Raw genomic sequence first — 14,372 nt, 5'->3', positions numbered from 1 at the left:
GGAGCTTCGGGCACTGGTCGGGGGAGAGCACCTTCACGGGGTGGGGTTCGAACGTGTAGACTACGGATGCGCATCTGCGCCTCTTGGCCTCCATCCTGGCGCGGCGCATGAGCTCCTGGTGCCCCAGGTGCACGCCGTCGAATATCCCGATCGCCACGACCGGGGAATCGAACTTTCTCGATGAGAAACTCTGAGAGCCTTCGAACAGCTCCACCGGCTCACCTCACGGGTTGCCCGAGGCCGGCTTGGCCTTGCGGCGTTCGACGACGACCATCTTGCGCGCCGTGATGTCCTGCATGTCGCGCGCGCCTATTATGATGTTGTTGGAACCCTCTTCCAGAGGGACGTTCACGGAGAAGGTCATGGAGTCGGACTCCTCTGCGTTGGGCACATAGGCGACCTTGCGGTCCTTGACGAAGACGAAGCAGTCGCGCACCGGGTCGGAGTCCTTCACCGTCCCGGAGATGTTCACGGACTGCGCGTCCGTGGCCTTCGCAAAAGGTTCCAGCTCTATAGTCGGCGGGCCGTACGCCCTGTCGGCCGCGGGCTTCGTGGTCCCGTTCGCGATCGCCAGCTCTATCTTCTTGGAGAGGATGGCTAGGCGTTTGAGGTCGACTATCGACAGTTTTACGGCGCAGCCGTCCTCGCCGTCTTCGCCGTCCGTGATGTGGAAGCTGAAGGAGACCCTCTTCTTGGTCCCCGGCGCCAGCGCGCCCACCTTCGATCTGCCGCGTTCTATGAACACCTTTTCCCCGCATTCGTTGGATAGCGTCACCACGGTCTCTTCGCTGCTCGTCCCCTTGCCGGTGTTCGCGACGTCGACGGACATGGGGATCGATGCTCCTTTCGGCATGGGCCTCCCCTGCGACAGGGTCGGGAGCTTCATCTCGAACGAGAAGGCGGGATAGGGCAACTCCTCCACCTGGAGTGATATCTCGCCCGCAGCCGGCGCGTTTCCGTTGGCCTCGTCGAATTTGAGCTTCATGACCCTTATGGCGGAGGGCTCCCCTTCGGGGATTTCGACCGGCACCGAAAAGCTCCTCGTCTGTCCCGGGTCGAGCCTGCCGAACGGGAACTCCAGCCCCTCCAGGTAAGACGTCTCGGATTCTCCGACGGCGATGAGCTGCGAGGCGGAGCCCTTGCCCGAATTGGTCGCGGAGATCTCGATCTTCAGCTTGTCGCCGGCCTTGGCGTGTTGGATCGGCTGCCCTCCGCGGGTCAATCTGTGCGAGATCGAGATGGACGGCTTGCCGTTGGCAGGCGCTTTTTTCCAGTCGATGCCGAGCTTCGCCATCTCGTTCGCGATCGCCTTGTGCTGCTCCTCCTGCAGAGACTTGATGACTGGCGCCGCCTTCTTGAGCATCGCTTCCGCGCCGGCGTCGCCGGCCTGCGCTATCAGCTTGCGGGCCAGCTCTACCTCGAAGTCGCCGGCGAGGTCGGGATCCTTCGAATACTCGCGCTGCGATCTTTGCTCCAGCCACTTCTCATCCCTCTTGGGGGAGGAGTAGTGGATCCTGAACTTCGGCTCCGACAGGGGGCCGCCCTCGATCTTCTCCTCGGCGATCGCGTGGTCGAGGTCCTTCTCCGTCATCGGCTTGTCCTCGACTATGTTGATCTCATCGACGACGACGGTCGAAGGGATGAGCGCGATGTCCGGCGCGATCCCGCGGACCTGGATCGATTGCCTCCCGGCCGGCTTATACTGCGCGATCGTGAGTTTGATTGCCGCCCCTTCGCCCACCTCTATGATGGTCTGCACCGATCCCTTGCCGAACGATCGCTGTCCTGCGGTCACCGCCCTGTCGTTGAGCGCCAGGGCGCCGGCCACGATCTCGGCGGCCGAAGCCGAACCTTCGTTCATGAGGACCACGATCGGATAGCTCGGCTCTGTGCCCAGTGCCGTGGCTTCGTCCACGTCCATTATCTTGTTGCGGGGGCCCACGGTGGTGACGATGATGCCCTGCCGCATGAACCTGTTGGCCACGTCGACCGCCACGTTGAGCAGGCCGCCGGGGTTGTTGCGCATGTCGATGATGAGGCCGTCGAGTTTTGCGCCGTCCTTATGGAAATCGGCGAGCGCCTTCTCGACGTCGTCGTCGGTGTTGCTCTGGAAGTTCTTGATCCTGAGGAAACCTATCCTTTTGCCGTTCTCGGAGAGGAGCGTGCTCTTGACGCTTTCGATGTTGATCAGCGCGCGCGTGAGCGAGAGCTTGCGCACCGGCTTGCCGGGCGTCTCGAGCGCGATCGTGACCTTCGAGCCCACGTCGCCCCTGAGCTTGTTCACCGCGTCGGTCAGCGACATGTTGATCGTGGATTCGTCGTCGATCTGGAGTATCCTGTCGCCCGCCATTATCCCGGCTGCCGAGGCGGGCGTGCCGTCGATCGGCGCGATCACCGTGAGCATCCCGTCCTTGATCGAGATCACGATCCCCAGGCCGCCGAACTTGCCCTTTGTTCCTATCTTGAACTCCTTGTAGACCTTCGGAGACAGGAATCCGGAATGGGGGTCGAGCGACCTCAACATCCCCTCCGCCGCGGTGTACTCCACCTCCTCGGGCGTCGTCTCCTCGTCGGAACGATAGTGGGCCAGCGTGAACCCCAGCACCTCGAGCATAGTCCTCGAGAGATCGGCCAGATTCGACATCGGCTTGGCGGTTATCTGTTTCGATGCGAGCCCCACGGTGACTCCCAGTTTGGCGCCGTCCCTGTTGGTCACGAGCATCTCGGGGATGCCGAGCTGGATCTCATCGAGCGCGCTGCCGAGCATCTCCTGCGGCGCGATCCTGTCGGGGTCGTAATAGTTCTGCGCCACTGCGATAAGCGTGCGGTCGAGGATTTCGCCTCTCTCGTCGGAGCCTTGTTTTCCAGCTGCTTTTGCGAAGTGCGCCGACGCAACCAGTGAAATCGCGAGCGCGATGATCAGTGCGGATACTCTCTTCGTCAGGTCTTTTCTCGGGGCGTGCATCATCTCTGTGGGTTCTCCATTATGTGGGTTTGATTTTAACTGATAATGATGCGACCGCGCGGGCGCTGAGTCAAGAAGTTCGCCATGTAATTTATGCCGCTTTGTCATAATTCTTCATATGAATACGAGGAACGGCTTGTCAACCTATTGATTTTAGTATATTATATGCCCTGACTCGTCGGGGGCGTCTTGAATCTGGCTCAAATCTCAATGCGGTTCTGGACGGCGGCCATGCCCGCCATAAGCATCCTGGCCCCTGTTTTGGCGGCGCTGCTGGCGATCAGCGGATGCGCCTTGCGCTGGAGATCGGTCTGCTCGCTCTTTCGGCGTTTTGTGCTGCGCCGAAGCCGCTACGACTATCGCCGCATCTTCCAGGAATACATCGAGCGCTTCAACGCCATCACGGACAGGCGCGAGATCTACCCGGCGCTCCTGGCCGCGGCCTGCCGCATGCTCTCCGCGTCCGGCGCCTCTCTGGTGATAAGGGACTCCAAGGACCGGTTCCAGATGAAGGCTTCCTGCGGGCTTCGGCCGTTCGGCTTTGACCTCGACAGCTTTGCGCCGTTTCTCTCCTGGATCGAGTCCCACCGCAAGGTCGTTACGAGGGAGGATTTCGTCAGGGATAAGTCGGTGCGCGCCGTCAAAAACGACGGGCTGCGCTACTGCGTTCAGTTCAACGCCGAGGCGTGCGTACCGCTCTTCGTGAGCGATCGGCTATACGGGGTGATCAACCTGGGCGAGCGCAAGAACGGCGGCTATGACGCGGAGACGAAGGATCTGCTCAAGCTTCTGGCAGTCCAGTTCGCCACCGCGATCCACAACGCCAACCTCTATCAGGCCCTCCTCAGGCAGAACCGGGAGCTGCAGGAAGCATCCACGCTCAAGACGCAGCTGCTCGCCAACCTTTCGCATGAGCTTAGGACTCCGCTCACGAGCGTCATCGGTCTCTCCGAGCTGATGCTCGACGGAGCGGACGGCGAATTGAGCGATGAGCAGAAGAGGCACCTGGGTCTCGTGAAGAAGGGCGGCGAGAGGCTGCTGGCCACCGTCACCGCGATGATGGACCTCTCCAGGATCGAGGCGAACAAGCTCGAGCTCGACGTGCAGAAGATCAACCTCAGGCGCCTGGTTGAGAATATCACGGAAGAGATCAACCTCAAGAAGGGGCTCTCGTTCGAGAACAACTTGAGCGACGGCACGCCCGGGATCTACGGCGACGAGAAGAGGCTCGGCCAGGTCATCAGGCATCTGCTCGACAACGCGGTCAAGTTCACGGATGTCGGCAAGATCTCCATAGGTGCCAAGAAGTGCGGCGAGATGCTCCAGGTGAGCATCAAGGATACCGGCATGGGGATACCGCCGGAAAAGCAGAAGGAGATATTCGAGGGTTTTGTGCAGGCCGACGGCAGCGCTACGCGTTCCCACGACGGCCTTGGCCTTGGGCTCACGATTTCGCGAAAACTGGTGGAACTTCACGGGGGCAGGATGTGGCTCACGAGCAAAGTGGGGCTGGGCAGCGAGTTCAATTTTACGCTTCCCCTGAAGCCCGCCGGCGTCTAGCTTTTACACCTCCATAAGAGCTTCAACTCGCTGTTTATCCAGTATTTTTTGCCATTCGATAAGCGTTGCGTTCGCAATATTCTTCTGTTAGAGGCTTTGGACTTTCGGTCTTGGCGCCGAGATGGGAATTTCTGGAGACGACCTCATGTCATGGCGGCCCCAAATTTCTTGTTCGCGACTCATCGCGCTGTGTGCGACGGCGCTCATCCTCGCCATATCGGCCCAGGCGGCGGGGCAGTCGGCCGATCCATCCAGGCCCGCGAACATCGAGGAGGAGTACGGGCTCGACCCTGTCGCGGGAAGGGATTGGCCCGGAAAAGTGAAGCTCGGGCTTGCCGATTGCATCAGGATCGCCCTGACCAGAAACATGAGGCTTCGGGCTGCCGGCGAGGACATCGAGGCGGCGAGGGGACAGAGGGCCGAGGCCGCGGCGGCCTTCTGGCCGGTGATGGAGTATAAGTACAGGATGGCGCCTGTCCCCACGGACGTGGACAACGCCTTCAACGCGTTTTTCGACGGGCAGCTCACGTTCTTCAACAGCATTCACGTCGGAATAGGTGTTCCGGTCTCGACATTCGGCCAGCTTGTGCTCGCCAAGAGGATCGCCGACGGTGGCATAGAGGCGGCCAGGATACGCAGGGCCCAGACCGAGTCCGACGTGGTCTACCAGGTGAAGCAGATCTATTACGGTGTGCAGCTCGCGCAGGAGACGATAGGCCTGCTCGAGGATGCGATAGGCAAGATCGACAAGAGGATAAAAGACGAGGAGTCGAGGCAGGCCTGGGGTGAGGACGAAGACTGGGAGGGCTCCGCGGATGCTGAGGGCAAAAAGGGGGAGGGCGACAAGGCCAAGGGCGAGAACGATATCGGGGATCTGCCCGGCATCGATCCCTACGACATGGCGCAGCTGAAGGTCTTCAAGCTCGAGCTCGAGAAGCGCCTCGAAGAGGCCACCCATAATCAGGAACTTGCCTACGAGGGGATGCTCATACATCTCGACCTCGAGCCCGACACGAAGATCGTCCTCGATAGCCTCTCGCTCACGCCTGAGCCGGCGAAACTCGACAGGGCGGATGAGTTCGTGGACGCGGGGATGACCGCTCAACCCGAAGTCAAACTCATGGACCTGGGTGTCGAGACCAAACACAAGCTGTACAAGCTCGAGAAGAGAAAGGTCCTCCCCACGGCCGGGGTCGGCTTCTTCGTGGACGTAGGCCGCACCACCGGCGAGATAAGGGGCCTGCAGCTCACCGACGACTTCAATGACCCCTTCAATTTCACGAGGGCGGGCCTAGGATTCGAGCTCAAGGGGACGATCGATTTCCACGGGTCCTATGCGAAGATCAAGAAGGCGCGCGCGGAATACCACAAGGCGATGTACGAGCGCATGATCGCGCGCAGGGCGATATCGGTCGATGCGCACAAGGCCTATTTGGAAGCGAAGCGCGCGCAGGAGAACTTGAAGCGCGCGAAGAGGGGCGAGTCGCTGGCCGAGCAGATGATGTTCCTCTCCAAGGTGAACACCGACATAGGCCTTGGCGACAACGAGAAATACACGGACTCGCTCAAGGCCATGCTGCTGGCGAGGGGCGTCTATTACAAGTCGGTCTTCGACTACAACATGGCGCTGGCCTCCCTGGAGAAGAGGGTCGGCCGCGACAGGTTCAGGGAAGTGGTTCCGGAGGCGGCGGTCGTATTGGACGACATGCAGAGCGGCGAGGGCGGCGGTTTCACGACGACGGACAATTATTATTACGGCAAGGAGGAAGACACGTATGGCAGGGACAATGTGGACGGCGGCACCTCGATGGGTGATGTCGATGAATGAAAAAAGACGGCCCTCTCTTCTCAGGGCGTCCATCTTCTTCGCGGTCCTCTGCGCGATGCTCGCGCCTGCCTTTGCAGCGATGGGCGCGGAGGTGGACGTAGACCAGATGCGCAGCAAAAAGCAGTATTATAACGCAGGCACGCCGACCAGGGCGATACAGGAACTCGACGACATGCTCGACGATTTCAAGGTCGCGCCAAAGGGCGGCTCTCTCACGGCGGAGGATGAGGAGCACAACCTCAAGATCAAACAAAATATAATACACGGGACGTTCGACATCCGCGAGCTTTCGAAGCAGTCGCTGGCCTCTCACTGGAAAGAGCGCACGGTCCAGGAGCAGGATCAGTTCGTGCAGATACTGACGGACCTGCTGGAGGAGAAGGCTTTGTTCTCGAAGGAGCAGTCGGCTGCGAAGAGCAAGAGCGGGGGAAAATACTACGTGGTCTACAACGGCCACAAATTCTACAACCCCGAGCAGACGCGCGCCTTCGTGCGCACCAAGGTCGTGGTGCCGTCGGAGAGGGTGGATATCGCGCTCAACTACAGGCTTACGAAGAAGGGCGATCAATGGAAGATCTACGACGTGATCGTCGATGAGGCGAGTCTCGTGGACAACTACCGATTCCAGTTCGACTCCATAATCAAGAAGCACGGGTACCAGGATCTCGTGAGGCGCATGAACGAGAAACTTTCCGATATACGCTCCAAGAGAAAGTCCTAGCTGAAGATGCCTACGCCTAGAAAGAAACTTGCCGTCGTGATGCTCGCCGACGGTGCGCGCGCCGACGTGCTCGGCGAGGAGCTCGCCCGGGGAAACCTGCCCAACATCGCCGGGCGCCTCGTGGAGCAGGGGGGCTCGCTGCCCGCCGTCACGAGCTTCCCCTCAACCACCGGGCCCGCCTATCTTCCCTTTCTCACAGGTTGTCTTCCCGGCACGTGCAACGTTCCCGGCATACGCTGGTTCGACAAGGCGAAGTACGACTCCGGCTCCTCCTTCGACAGATACCGATCCTACGTAGGCCTCGAAAGCTTCTGCATGGCGCGGGACATGTGGAAACACATACGCACTGTCTTCGAGTTGATACCGGACTCGGTCTCGATCTTCAACCCGATCGCGAGGGGCGCCGAGGGCTCACGGAACGCGACTCGAATCAGCAGGATATGGTACTGGTACTACTCGCATCTGACCGATCGCTGGGCGTTCACGGACGAGGCCGCCCTTTCGAAGCTCAGGGCCGAACTCAGGAAAGCGCCCTCGTACGTGTTCTGCGTCCTGCCGGGGATAGACGAATATTCGCACCTCGCTCACCCCAGGCACGAGAGCGCGCTTGCCAGATACAGATGGCTCGACTCCGCGGTCGGCAAAGTGGTCTCCGACCTATCGAAGGCGGGGCTGTGGGAAGAGACCGCGTTCTTCCTCGTCTCGGACCACGGGCTCTCCGCGACGCACACGCATTTTTGCGTGAACTCGTTCCTGGAGAGGATGGGGTTGCCGGCGTTTTTCTACCCGCTCATCTTCCGAAAGAGGGGGAAGCTCTCGGCCAACATGGTTTCGGGAAACGGCATGGCGCATCTGTATTTCAAAAACAGCGACGGCTGGGCGCGCCACACGGTACGGGACGAGCTCGAGAGACGTTCCCCCTCGCTGATAGATGCGCTGCTCGAGGAGGAGGCGGTCGACATCGTGGCCGTCCGCAACAACGAGGGGGGTGCGGACATACTGAGCAGGCGGGGCGAGGCCGAGGTGAGGCTCGACGGGGCGGCGCTGCACTACAGGGTCAAGGGCGCCGACCCGTTCGGTTATCCTCCGCTCCCCGCTGACCTCGACTCCGAGCAGTCGCTCGTGCGCACGCTGGATACCGATTACCCGGACGCCCTGTTCCAGATCGCGCACCTCATCACCGCGCCGCGGTCGGGCGACGTGATGATATCGGCGACCCCTGGGTTCGATCTGAGATTGAAGTACGAGCACCCGGAGCATCGGGCCTCTCACGGTTCGCTCCATCAGAGCCACATGCGGGTTCCGCTGATCACTAACCAGAAGCTCAAGTACAGGCCGGCGCGCACGGTCGACGTATTCCCCACCGTGCTTTCGATGTTGGGCAGACCTCTGCCCGGCCACATAGACGGCGCGTTGCTTGAAGAGGTTTCTGGTCGCGATATTAACTCTTGATATCACGGGATAATTCGCGATATACGCCTTCGCTCCACGTATCATTATATATTTATATAGAGGAGTTCGAGATGACCAGCAAAGACTTCAAAGTCAAAGACATGGGGCTTGCCGATTTCGGGCGCAGGGAGATCGAGGTGGCGCAGAAGGAGATGCCCGGCCTCATGGCGGTGCGCGAGAAGTACGGTCCCAAAAAGCCGCTCCAGGGGTTGCGCGTCACCGGCTCGCTGCACATGACGATCCAGACCGCTGTGCTGATCGAGACACTCAGGGAACTCGGCGCATCTGTGCGCTGGGCGTCGTGCAACATCTTCTCCACGCAGGATCATGCCGCCGCGGCAATAGCGGCGACCGGCGTGCCTGTCTTCGCGTGGAAGGGCGAGACGCTGGAGGAGTACTGGTGGTGCACCTATCAGGCGCTGAGCCACGCAGACAAGGGGCCGAACCTCATCGTGGATGACGGCGGGGACGCCACGTTATTCGTGCATAAGGGCTTTGAGCTGGAAAACTATTTCGAGAAGAACAAGAAGCTCCCCGAGATAACGACGAATATCAAAGAGGAGGTGGTGATCGAAAACCTCCTCCGCAGGATTCACTCCGAGAGCCCGAAGTTCTGGCACGGCATCGTGCCTGAGATCATCGGCGTCTCGGAGGAGACAACCACGGGCGTGGGCCGGCTCTACCAGATGATGAAGGAGGGCAAACTCCTCTTCCCCGCGTACAACGTCAACGATTCCGTCACCAAGTCGAAGTTCGACAACCTCTACGGCTGCCGCGAGTCGCTCGCTGACGGCATCAAGCGCGCCACCGACGTCATGGTCGCGGGCAAGGTCGTCCTGGTCTGCGGTTACGGTGACGTGGGCAAGGGCTGCTGCCAGTCCATGCGCGGCTTCGGCGCCAGGGTGCTGGTCACCGAGATAGACCCGATCTGTGCGATGCAGGCGGCGATGGAGGGCTTCGAGGTCACGACGGTCGCGGATGCGCTTTCGGAGGCGGACATCTTCGTCACCGCCACCGGCAATCGCGACGTGATAACGGCCGATCACATGTCGAAGATGAAGGACCAGGCGATCGTCTGCAACATCGGGCATTTCGACAACGAGATCCAGATGGACCGGCTCGAGAGGACGCCCGGCATAAAGAAGGTGGAGATCAAGCCGCAGGTCGACCGCTGGGTCTTCCCCGACGGGCGCTCGGTGTTCATCCTCGCGGAGGGCAGGCTCGTGAACCTTGGCTGCGCCACCGGGCATCCCTCCTTCGTCATGTCCAACTCCTTTACGAACCAGTGTCTCGCCCAGATGGCGCTGGCCAAGGACAAGCCGAAGATCGCCGTCTACACGCTGCCTAAGAAGTTGGACGAGGAGGTGGCGAAGCTCCATCTCGACAAGCTGGGCGTGAAGCTGACGCGGCTCACACAGGAGCAGGCGAGCTACATAGGTGTCAACGTCGACGGCCCGTATAAGTCCGACCATTACAGATATTGATGAAGATCGGCGTCCTGCTCAAAGAAGTCGCTGACACAGAGAGCCTGATCGAAATCGCTCCTGACGGAAAATCCATAATCGCTGACCGCATCCAATGGGTGATAAACCCATACGACGAGATCGCGCTCGAGGAGGCGCTGCGCCTCAGGGAATCTTTGTGCGGCCCGACCGCCACGGCTTCGCCGGAGGCGTGCCGGGCGGTAGAGGTCGTGATCGTTACGGCCGGCCTCGTCCACGCGCAGGAAACCATGCGCCGGGCGCTCGCCATGGGCGCTGACCGCGGCCTGCGTATCGACGTCGAGGGCCTTCTGCCGGACCCCTTCTTCACGGCGACGCTGCTGGCCGCAGCCTGCAGGCGCGAGGGGTTCGATATCGTGTTCGCGGGCAAGATCTCCACGGACGCAGGTTGGGGCCAGGTGCACATCGGCGTGGCCGAGATGCTCTCGCTTCCGCATGTCTCCCCGGTAGAGAAATTCGAGTGCGATCCCGCTTTTAAGGAGGCCGTATGCACGAGGGCCGCGGGCGCAGGAGTGAAGGAGATGATAAGGGTCCGGCTTCCCGCGTTGATCGGCTGCGAGAAGAGCCTCAACCAGCCGAGATACGTTTCTCTCCCCGGGATACTCAAGGCGAAATCAAAGCCGATCGCTGAGACCAATGCGTCGGAGCTCGGAGTTGAGGTCAAGAGCGCGATGTCGATCGAGCGGCTTGCGCCTCCTCCCGAGAGGAGGAGGGGGAGGATGATAGCGGGCCGGCCGCGAGATGCGGCCCGTGAGCTGGTGAGGCTCTTGCGGGAAGAGGCGAAGGTGATCTGAGTATGATGATACTCGTAGTGGCGGAGTCAGAGGGGGGCGCTCTCAAGCGCCATTCGGCCGAGCTCATCGGCAAGGCGGCGTCGCTCGTGGCGCCGGGAGGCGAAGTTGCGGCCTTCGTCGCGGGCGCGTCCGGAGATGCGCTGACTCGAGAGCTGGGGAGGGCAGGCGCAGACACTGTGTTTGCTGCGAATGCCTCGGGCAACGATGCGCGTTCGGGGCAGGCGCTCGCCCAGCCTCTGTGCGCTGCCGTAGCTCGCTTCGCCCCCGACTGCGTGCTGGGTTCATCCACCCCCTTCGGCGCAGACCTCCTGGTCAGGGCCTCCATGAGGCTGGGCGTTGGGATGGCATCCGACTGCACGGGCATATCAGTGGAGGGGGAAAAGGTCCTCTTCGAGAGGCCTGTCTACGGCGGGGCTGCGATCGCAGCGGTGAGGCTTTTATCGAGCCCCGCGTTCGCCTCCGTGCGGCCGAATTCATTTTCAATCCCACCGGCGTTCGACAAGTTGCCTGCAGTTTCAGTCGTCGAGACCGTTGATGCACAGGGCGTGCGCATCGAGCGCGTGGAGGAGTCGGAGCCCGGCATGGTGGACCTGGCGGAGGCCGACAGGATCGTGGCCGCAGGCCGCGGAATCAGAAACGCCGAGAACTTCGGCATGATAAGGGATCTGGCAAGGGCGCTCGGGGCAACGGTCGGCGCTTCCAGGGCGGCGGTGGACGAGGGGTGGATATCGCACGACCACCAGGTCGGCCAGTCGGGCAGAGCGGTGAGCCCTGCGCTCTACATCGCCTGCGGCATCTCGGGATCGATCCAGCACATGAGCGGCATGCGCTCCTCCAAGGTCGTCGTCGCGATAAACAGCGATCCTGAGGCGCCGATATTCTCGCGCGTTGACTACGGGATCGCGGGCGACATGTTCGAGGTCGTGCCTGCGCTGGAGGAGTTCATAAGGGAGATGCGCCGGAAATGATCTTTACTTAGATTTCCCTTTGTTATATTGGGCGGCCTATGTCTCCACGCGTATTGAGATTTATTCCGGGTCTCGTGCGGGGGCTGCTATTCCTCGTACTTCTTTATTTGTTCCTCTTTTCAATCGACCTGTTGGGAAGCTCATTCAAGATGCTGGGTAAGGGCGTTGCCGAGGGCCTGCTCTCCGCCACGACCAACCCCTTCGCAGGGCTCATGATCGGCATACTCACGACCGCGATAGTGCAGAGCTCCTCGCTCACCACGTCGCTGATTGTGGCGCTTGTGTCGGCAGGCGGAATAACAGTGCACAACGCGGTCCCGATAGTCATGGGCGCGAATATCGGCACGACGATCACGTGCGCGATCGTCTCGCTCGGGCACATAAGACGCAACGACGAGTTCGAGCGCGCGTACGCCGGCGCCAATGTGCACGACATGTTCAACGTGTTGTCGGTGATCGTTCTCTTGCCGCTGCAGCTGGCGACCGGTTTCCTGGACACGGCTGCGCATTATCTCTCCGCCGTGTTCTACGGCTCCCAGGCCGGCGGTTTCGACAGTCCGCTGAAACCGCTGATCCAGCCGCTGGTGAAGCTGACCCACGGCTTCATGATCGACAGGGCCGGCTTCTCCGAATGCGTCACAGGCATAATCAGCGTTGCGATATCGCTGGCGCTGGTCTTTGTCGCTCTAGCCTACATCGTGAAGCTCATGCGCAGGGCCACATCATCCAGGGCGGAGCACTGGATACAGCGCGTATTCTCCGCCAACCCCTATTTCGTCTTCGCCATAGGGCTTGCACTCACTGCCATAATCCAGTCCAGCTCCATCACAACGTCGATGCTGGTGCCGCTGGTGGGCGCGGGTCTGATCAATCTGGAGCAGGCCTTCCCAGTAACGGTCGGCGCCAACATAGGCACGACGGTGACCGCGCTGCTGGCCACGCTGGCAGGCAACCAGAATGGACTCACCATCGCGTTCGTTCACCTGCTCTTCAACATCTGCGGCACTCTCGTATTCTTCGTGCCGCCGTTCATGCGCAGGATACCGATCGTCATCTCCAGGTTCCTGGCTCATTATTTCGTGAGGCACAAGAAGCTGGTGTTCGTTTACATAATCACGATGTTCTTCCTCATACCCCTCTTGGGCATGCTCATCACCGAGCGGCTTTGAGAGAAAGGAGTGATATATGGTCTTGAAGGAGCTTCTGGCTATCTGGCATGATAAGACGCCGCTCGCGGAGATCTTCAAGCAATTCGACGAGATGATCGTCATCGCGAAGGAGATGTTCGAGCGCTCCACCGCGTCGTTGACCGATTCAGGGAAGATCGAGTCGTCCCATGTCCAGCTCGCGAGGATGGACAGCAGACTCAACACCCTGCAGCAGGTCATACGGAGGGATATCGTAACGCATCTTACGGTGCAGGGGGTGGCCGACGTGGTGCCGTGTCTCATCCTCATGAGCCTCTCCAAGGATGTGGAGAGGATCGGCGATTACTGCAAGAACATAGACGAGATCTACCGCAACGCCCCCAATCTGCTCAAGGATCCGCTCCTGACGCTCCTGGTGGACATGCGCTATAAGATGCTCTCCTGGTTCGACAGGACCAAGCTCGCCTTCGACAACAAAGACAAGGAGATAGCCCGCTCGACCCGCGCGGAGGCATACAAACTCGAGAAGGATTGCGACCGCTACGTCTGGGAACTGGCGCGCGACAACAAGGAGCGCAATGCGGTGGCTGTGGCGCTCATCATCCGTTTCTTCAAGAGGGTGGCTGCGCACCTTGGCAACATCTGCACCAGCGTCACCATGCCGATCGACAAGCTCGACTACTTCGAGAAGCCCGGAGGAAAGCCGGGCGAGTTGATCGAGGACGAATAGGCCTCTCCGGGATGGCCACCAAATATATAGCGGTCGCGGGCAACATGGGGGCGGGCAAATCCACGCTGGTCAAGTTCCTCTGCGACCACTTCGATCTGAAGCCGTTCTTCGAACCGAACGATCTCAACCCGTTTCTCAAACCCTTCTTCAAGAACATGAAGCGCTGGGCCTTCCATTCGCAGATGCACTTCCTCACGCACAAGTTCCGCATCCACCGCGAGCTCGACGCCTATCCAGGGACCGTGGTGCAGGACCGCACGATCTACGAGGACGCGGAGATCTTCGCCAGGAATCTCCATCGGCAGGGGTGCATGTCCAAAGAGGAATACAGGACGTACCGCGAGCTCTACGAGGTCATGCTCGAGGTCATCAATCCGCCGGACCTGCTCATCTACCTCGAGTGCCCGCTGGACGTTCTCAAAAAGCGCATCTCAGGCCGCGGCCGCGCCATCGAGAAGGACGTCCCCGGCGAATACCTGAGGCGCCTGGAGCGCTGTTACCGCCGCTGGCTCGCGAGGTATGACCGTTCGCCTGTGCTCGTGATCTCCAGCGCCAGGAAGGACTACCTCGAGGACTTCATCGACCGCCAGGACCTCCTGGACGAGGTGTCGAGGCACATTTGAGCAAAATGGGTTGTTTCTTCAAGGCATTGAAGATCATCGTTGACCGAGGCGAAGACGTCGCATAAGACATGATTATCAATT

General features: G+C 60.5%; 12 protein-coding genes. 10 read left to right on the top strand and 2 right to left on the bottom strand.

Features of this window, described 5'->3' with window-relative positions:
* The coding region (locus tag WC683_12315) for a bifunctional riboflavin kinase/FAD synthetase (GenBank protein MFA4973393.1) at positions 1-214 on the bottom strand (214 nt) is incomplete at its 3' end.
* A gap of 9 nt (positions 215-223) precedes the next feature.
* Positions 224-2,968, bottom strand: coding sequence for an MXAN_5808 family serine peptidase (locus WC683_12310; GenBank protein MFA4973392.1), 2,745 nt, complete (start codon positions 2,966-2,968; stop codon positions 224-226).
* A gap of 207 nt (positions 2,969-3,175) precedes the next feature.
* On the opposite strand from WC683_12310, the gene WC683_12305 reads away from it, so the two are divergent.
* The 10 genes from WC683_12305 to WC683_12260 all read left to right on the top strand — a co-directional run bounded on the left by WC683_12305 (position 3,176) and on the right by WC683_12260 (position 14,291).
* Positions 3,176-4,525: a GAF domain-containing sensor histidine kinase gene (locus WC683_12305; protein ID MFA4973391.1), complete on the top strand. Its 1,350-nt coding sequence runs from the start codon at positions 3,176-3,178 to the stop codon at positions 4,523-4,525.
* A gap of 145 nt (positions 4,526-4,670) precedes the next feature.
* A complete protein-coding gene (locus tag WC683_12300; GenBank protein MFA4973390.1) occupies positions 4,671-6,353 on the top strand; it encodes a TolC family protein in 1,683 nt (560 codons plus the stop codon).
* Entirely contained in the window at positions 6,346-7,074 is a 729-nt protein-coding gene (locus tag WC683_12295; protein MFA4973389.1) for an ABC transporter substrate-binding protein, read from the top strand. The genes WC683_12300 and WC683_12295 overlap by 8 nt, the downstream gene beginning before the upstream one ends.
* A gap of 6 nt (positions 7,075-7,080) precedes the next feature.
* The gene (locus WC683_12290; GenBank protein MFA4973388.1) at positions 7,081-8,526 is read left to right on the top strand and encodes an alkaline phosphatase family protein; all 1,446 of its coding nucleotides are present in this window, start codon (positions 7,081-7,083) and stop codon (positions 8,524-8,526) included.
* Positions 8,527-8,597: 71 nt separating this feature from the next.
* On the top strand, positions 8,598-10,010 hold the full coding sequence (ahcY, locus tag WC683_12285; protein MFA4973387.1) for an adenosylhomocysteinase: 1,413 nt from the start codon (positions 8,598-8,600) through the stop codon (positions 10,008-10,010).
* Positions 10,010-10,822: an electron transfer flavoprotein subunit beta/FixA family protein gene (locus WC683_12280; protein ID MFA4973386.1), complete on the top strand. Its 813-nt coding sequence runs from the start codon at positions 10,010-10,012 to the stop codon at positions 10,820-10,822. The genes ahcY and WC683_12280 overlap by 1 nt, the downstream gene beginning before the upstream one ends.
* A 2-nt stretch (positions 10,823-10,824) precedes the next feature.
* Positions 10,825-11,790 carry an electron transfer flavoprotein subunit alpha/FixB family protein gene (locus WC683_12275; GenBank protein ID MFA4973385.1) on the top strand — a complete coding sequence of 322 codons (966 nt, stop codon included), beginning with the start codon at positions 10,825-10,827 and terminating at the stop codon, positions 11,788-11,790.
* 38 nt (positions 11,791-11,828) lie between these two features.
* Complete coding sequence (locus tag WC683_12270; GenBank protein MFA4973384.1) at positions 11,829-12,959, top strand: Na/Pi symporter; 1,131 nt, start codon at positions 11,829-11,831, stop codon at positions 12,957-12,959.
* A gap of 16 nt (positions 12,960-12,975) precedes the next feature.
* A complete protein-coding gene (locus tag WC683_12265) occupies positions 12,976-13,668 on the top strand; it encodes a PhoU domain-containing protein (GenBank protein ID MFA4973383.1) in 693 nt (230 codons plus the stop codon).
* 11 nt (positions 13,669-13,679) lie between these two features.
* On the top strand, positions 13,680-14,291 hold the full coding sequence (locus WC683_12260) for a deoxynucleoside kinase (GenBank protein ID MFA4973382.1): 612 nt from the start codon (positions 13,680-13,682) through the stop codon (positions 14,289-14,291).
* Positions 14,292-14,372: the final 81 nt, after the last annotated feature.

The sequence above is a fragment of the bacterium genome (assembly GCA_041648665.1).
In the GTDB taxonomy this organism is placed as follows: domain Bacteria; phylum UBA10199; class UBA10199; order 2-02-FULL-44-16; family JAAZCA01; genus JAFGMW01.
This window is presented reverse-complemented; position numbering and strand designations above follow the sequence as displayed.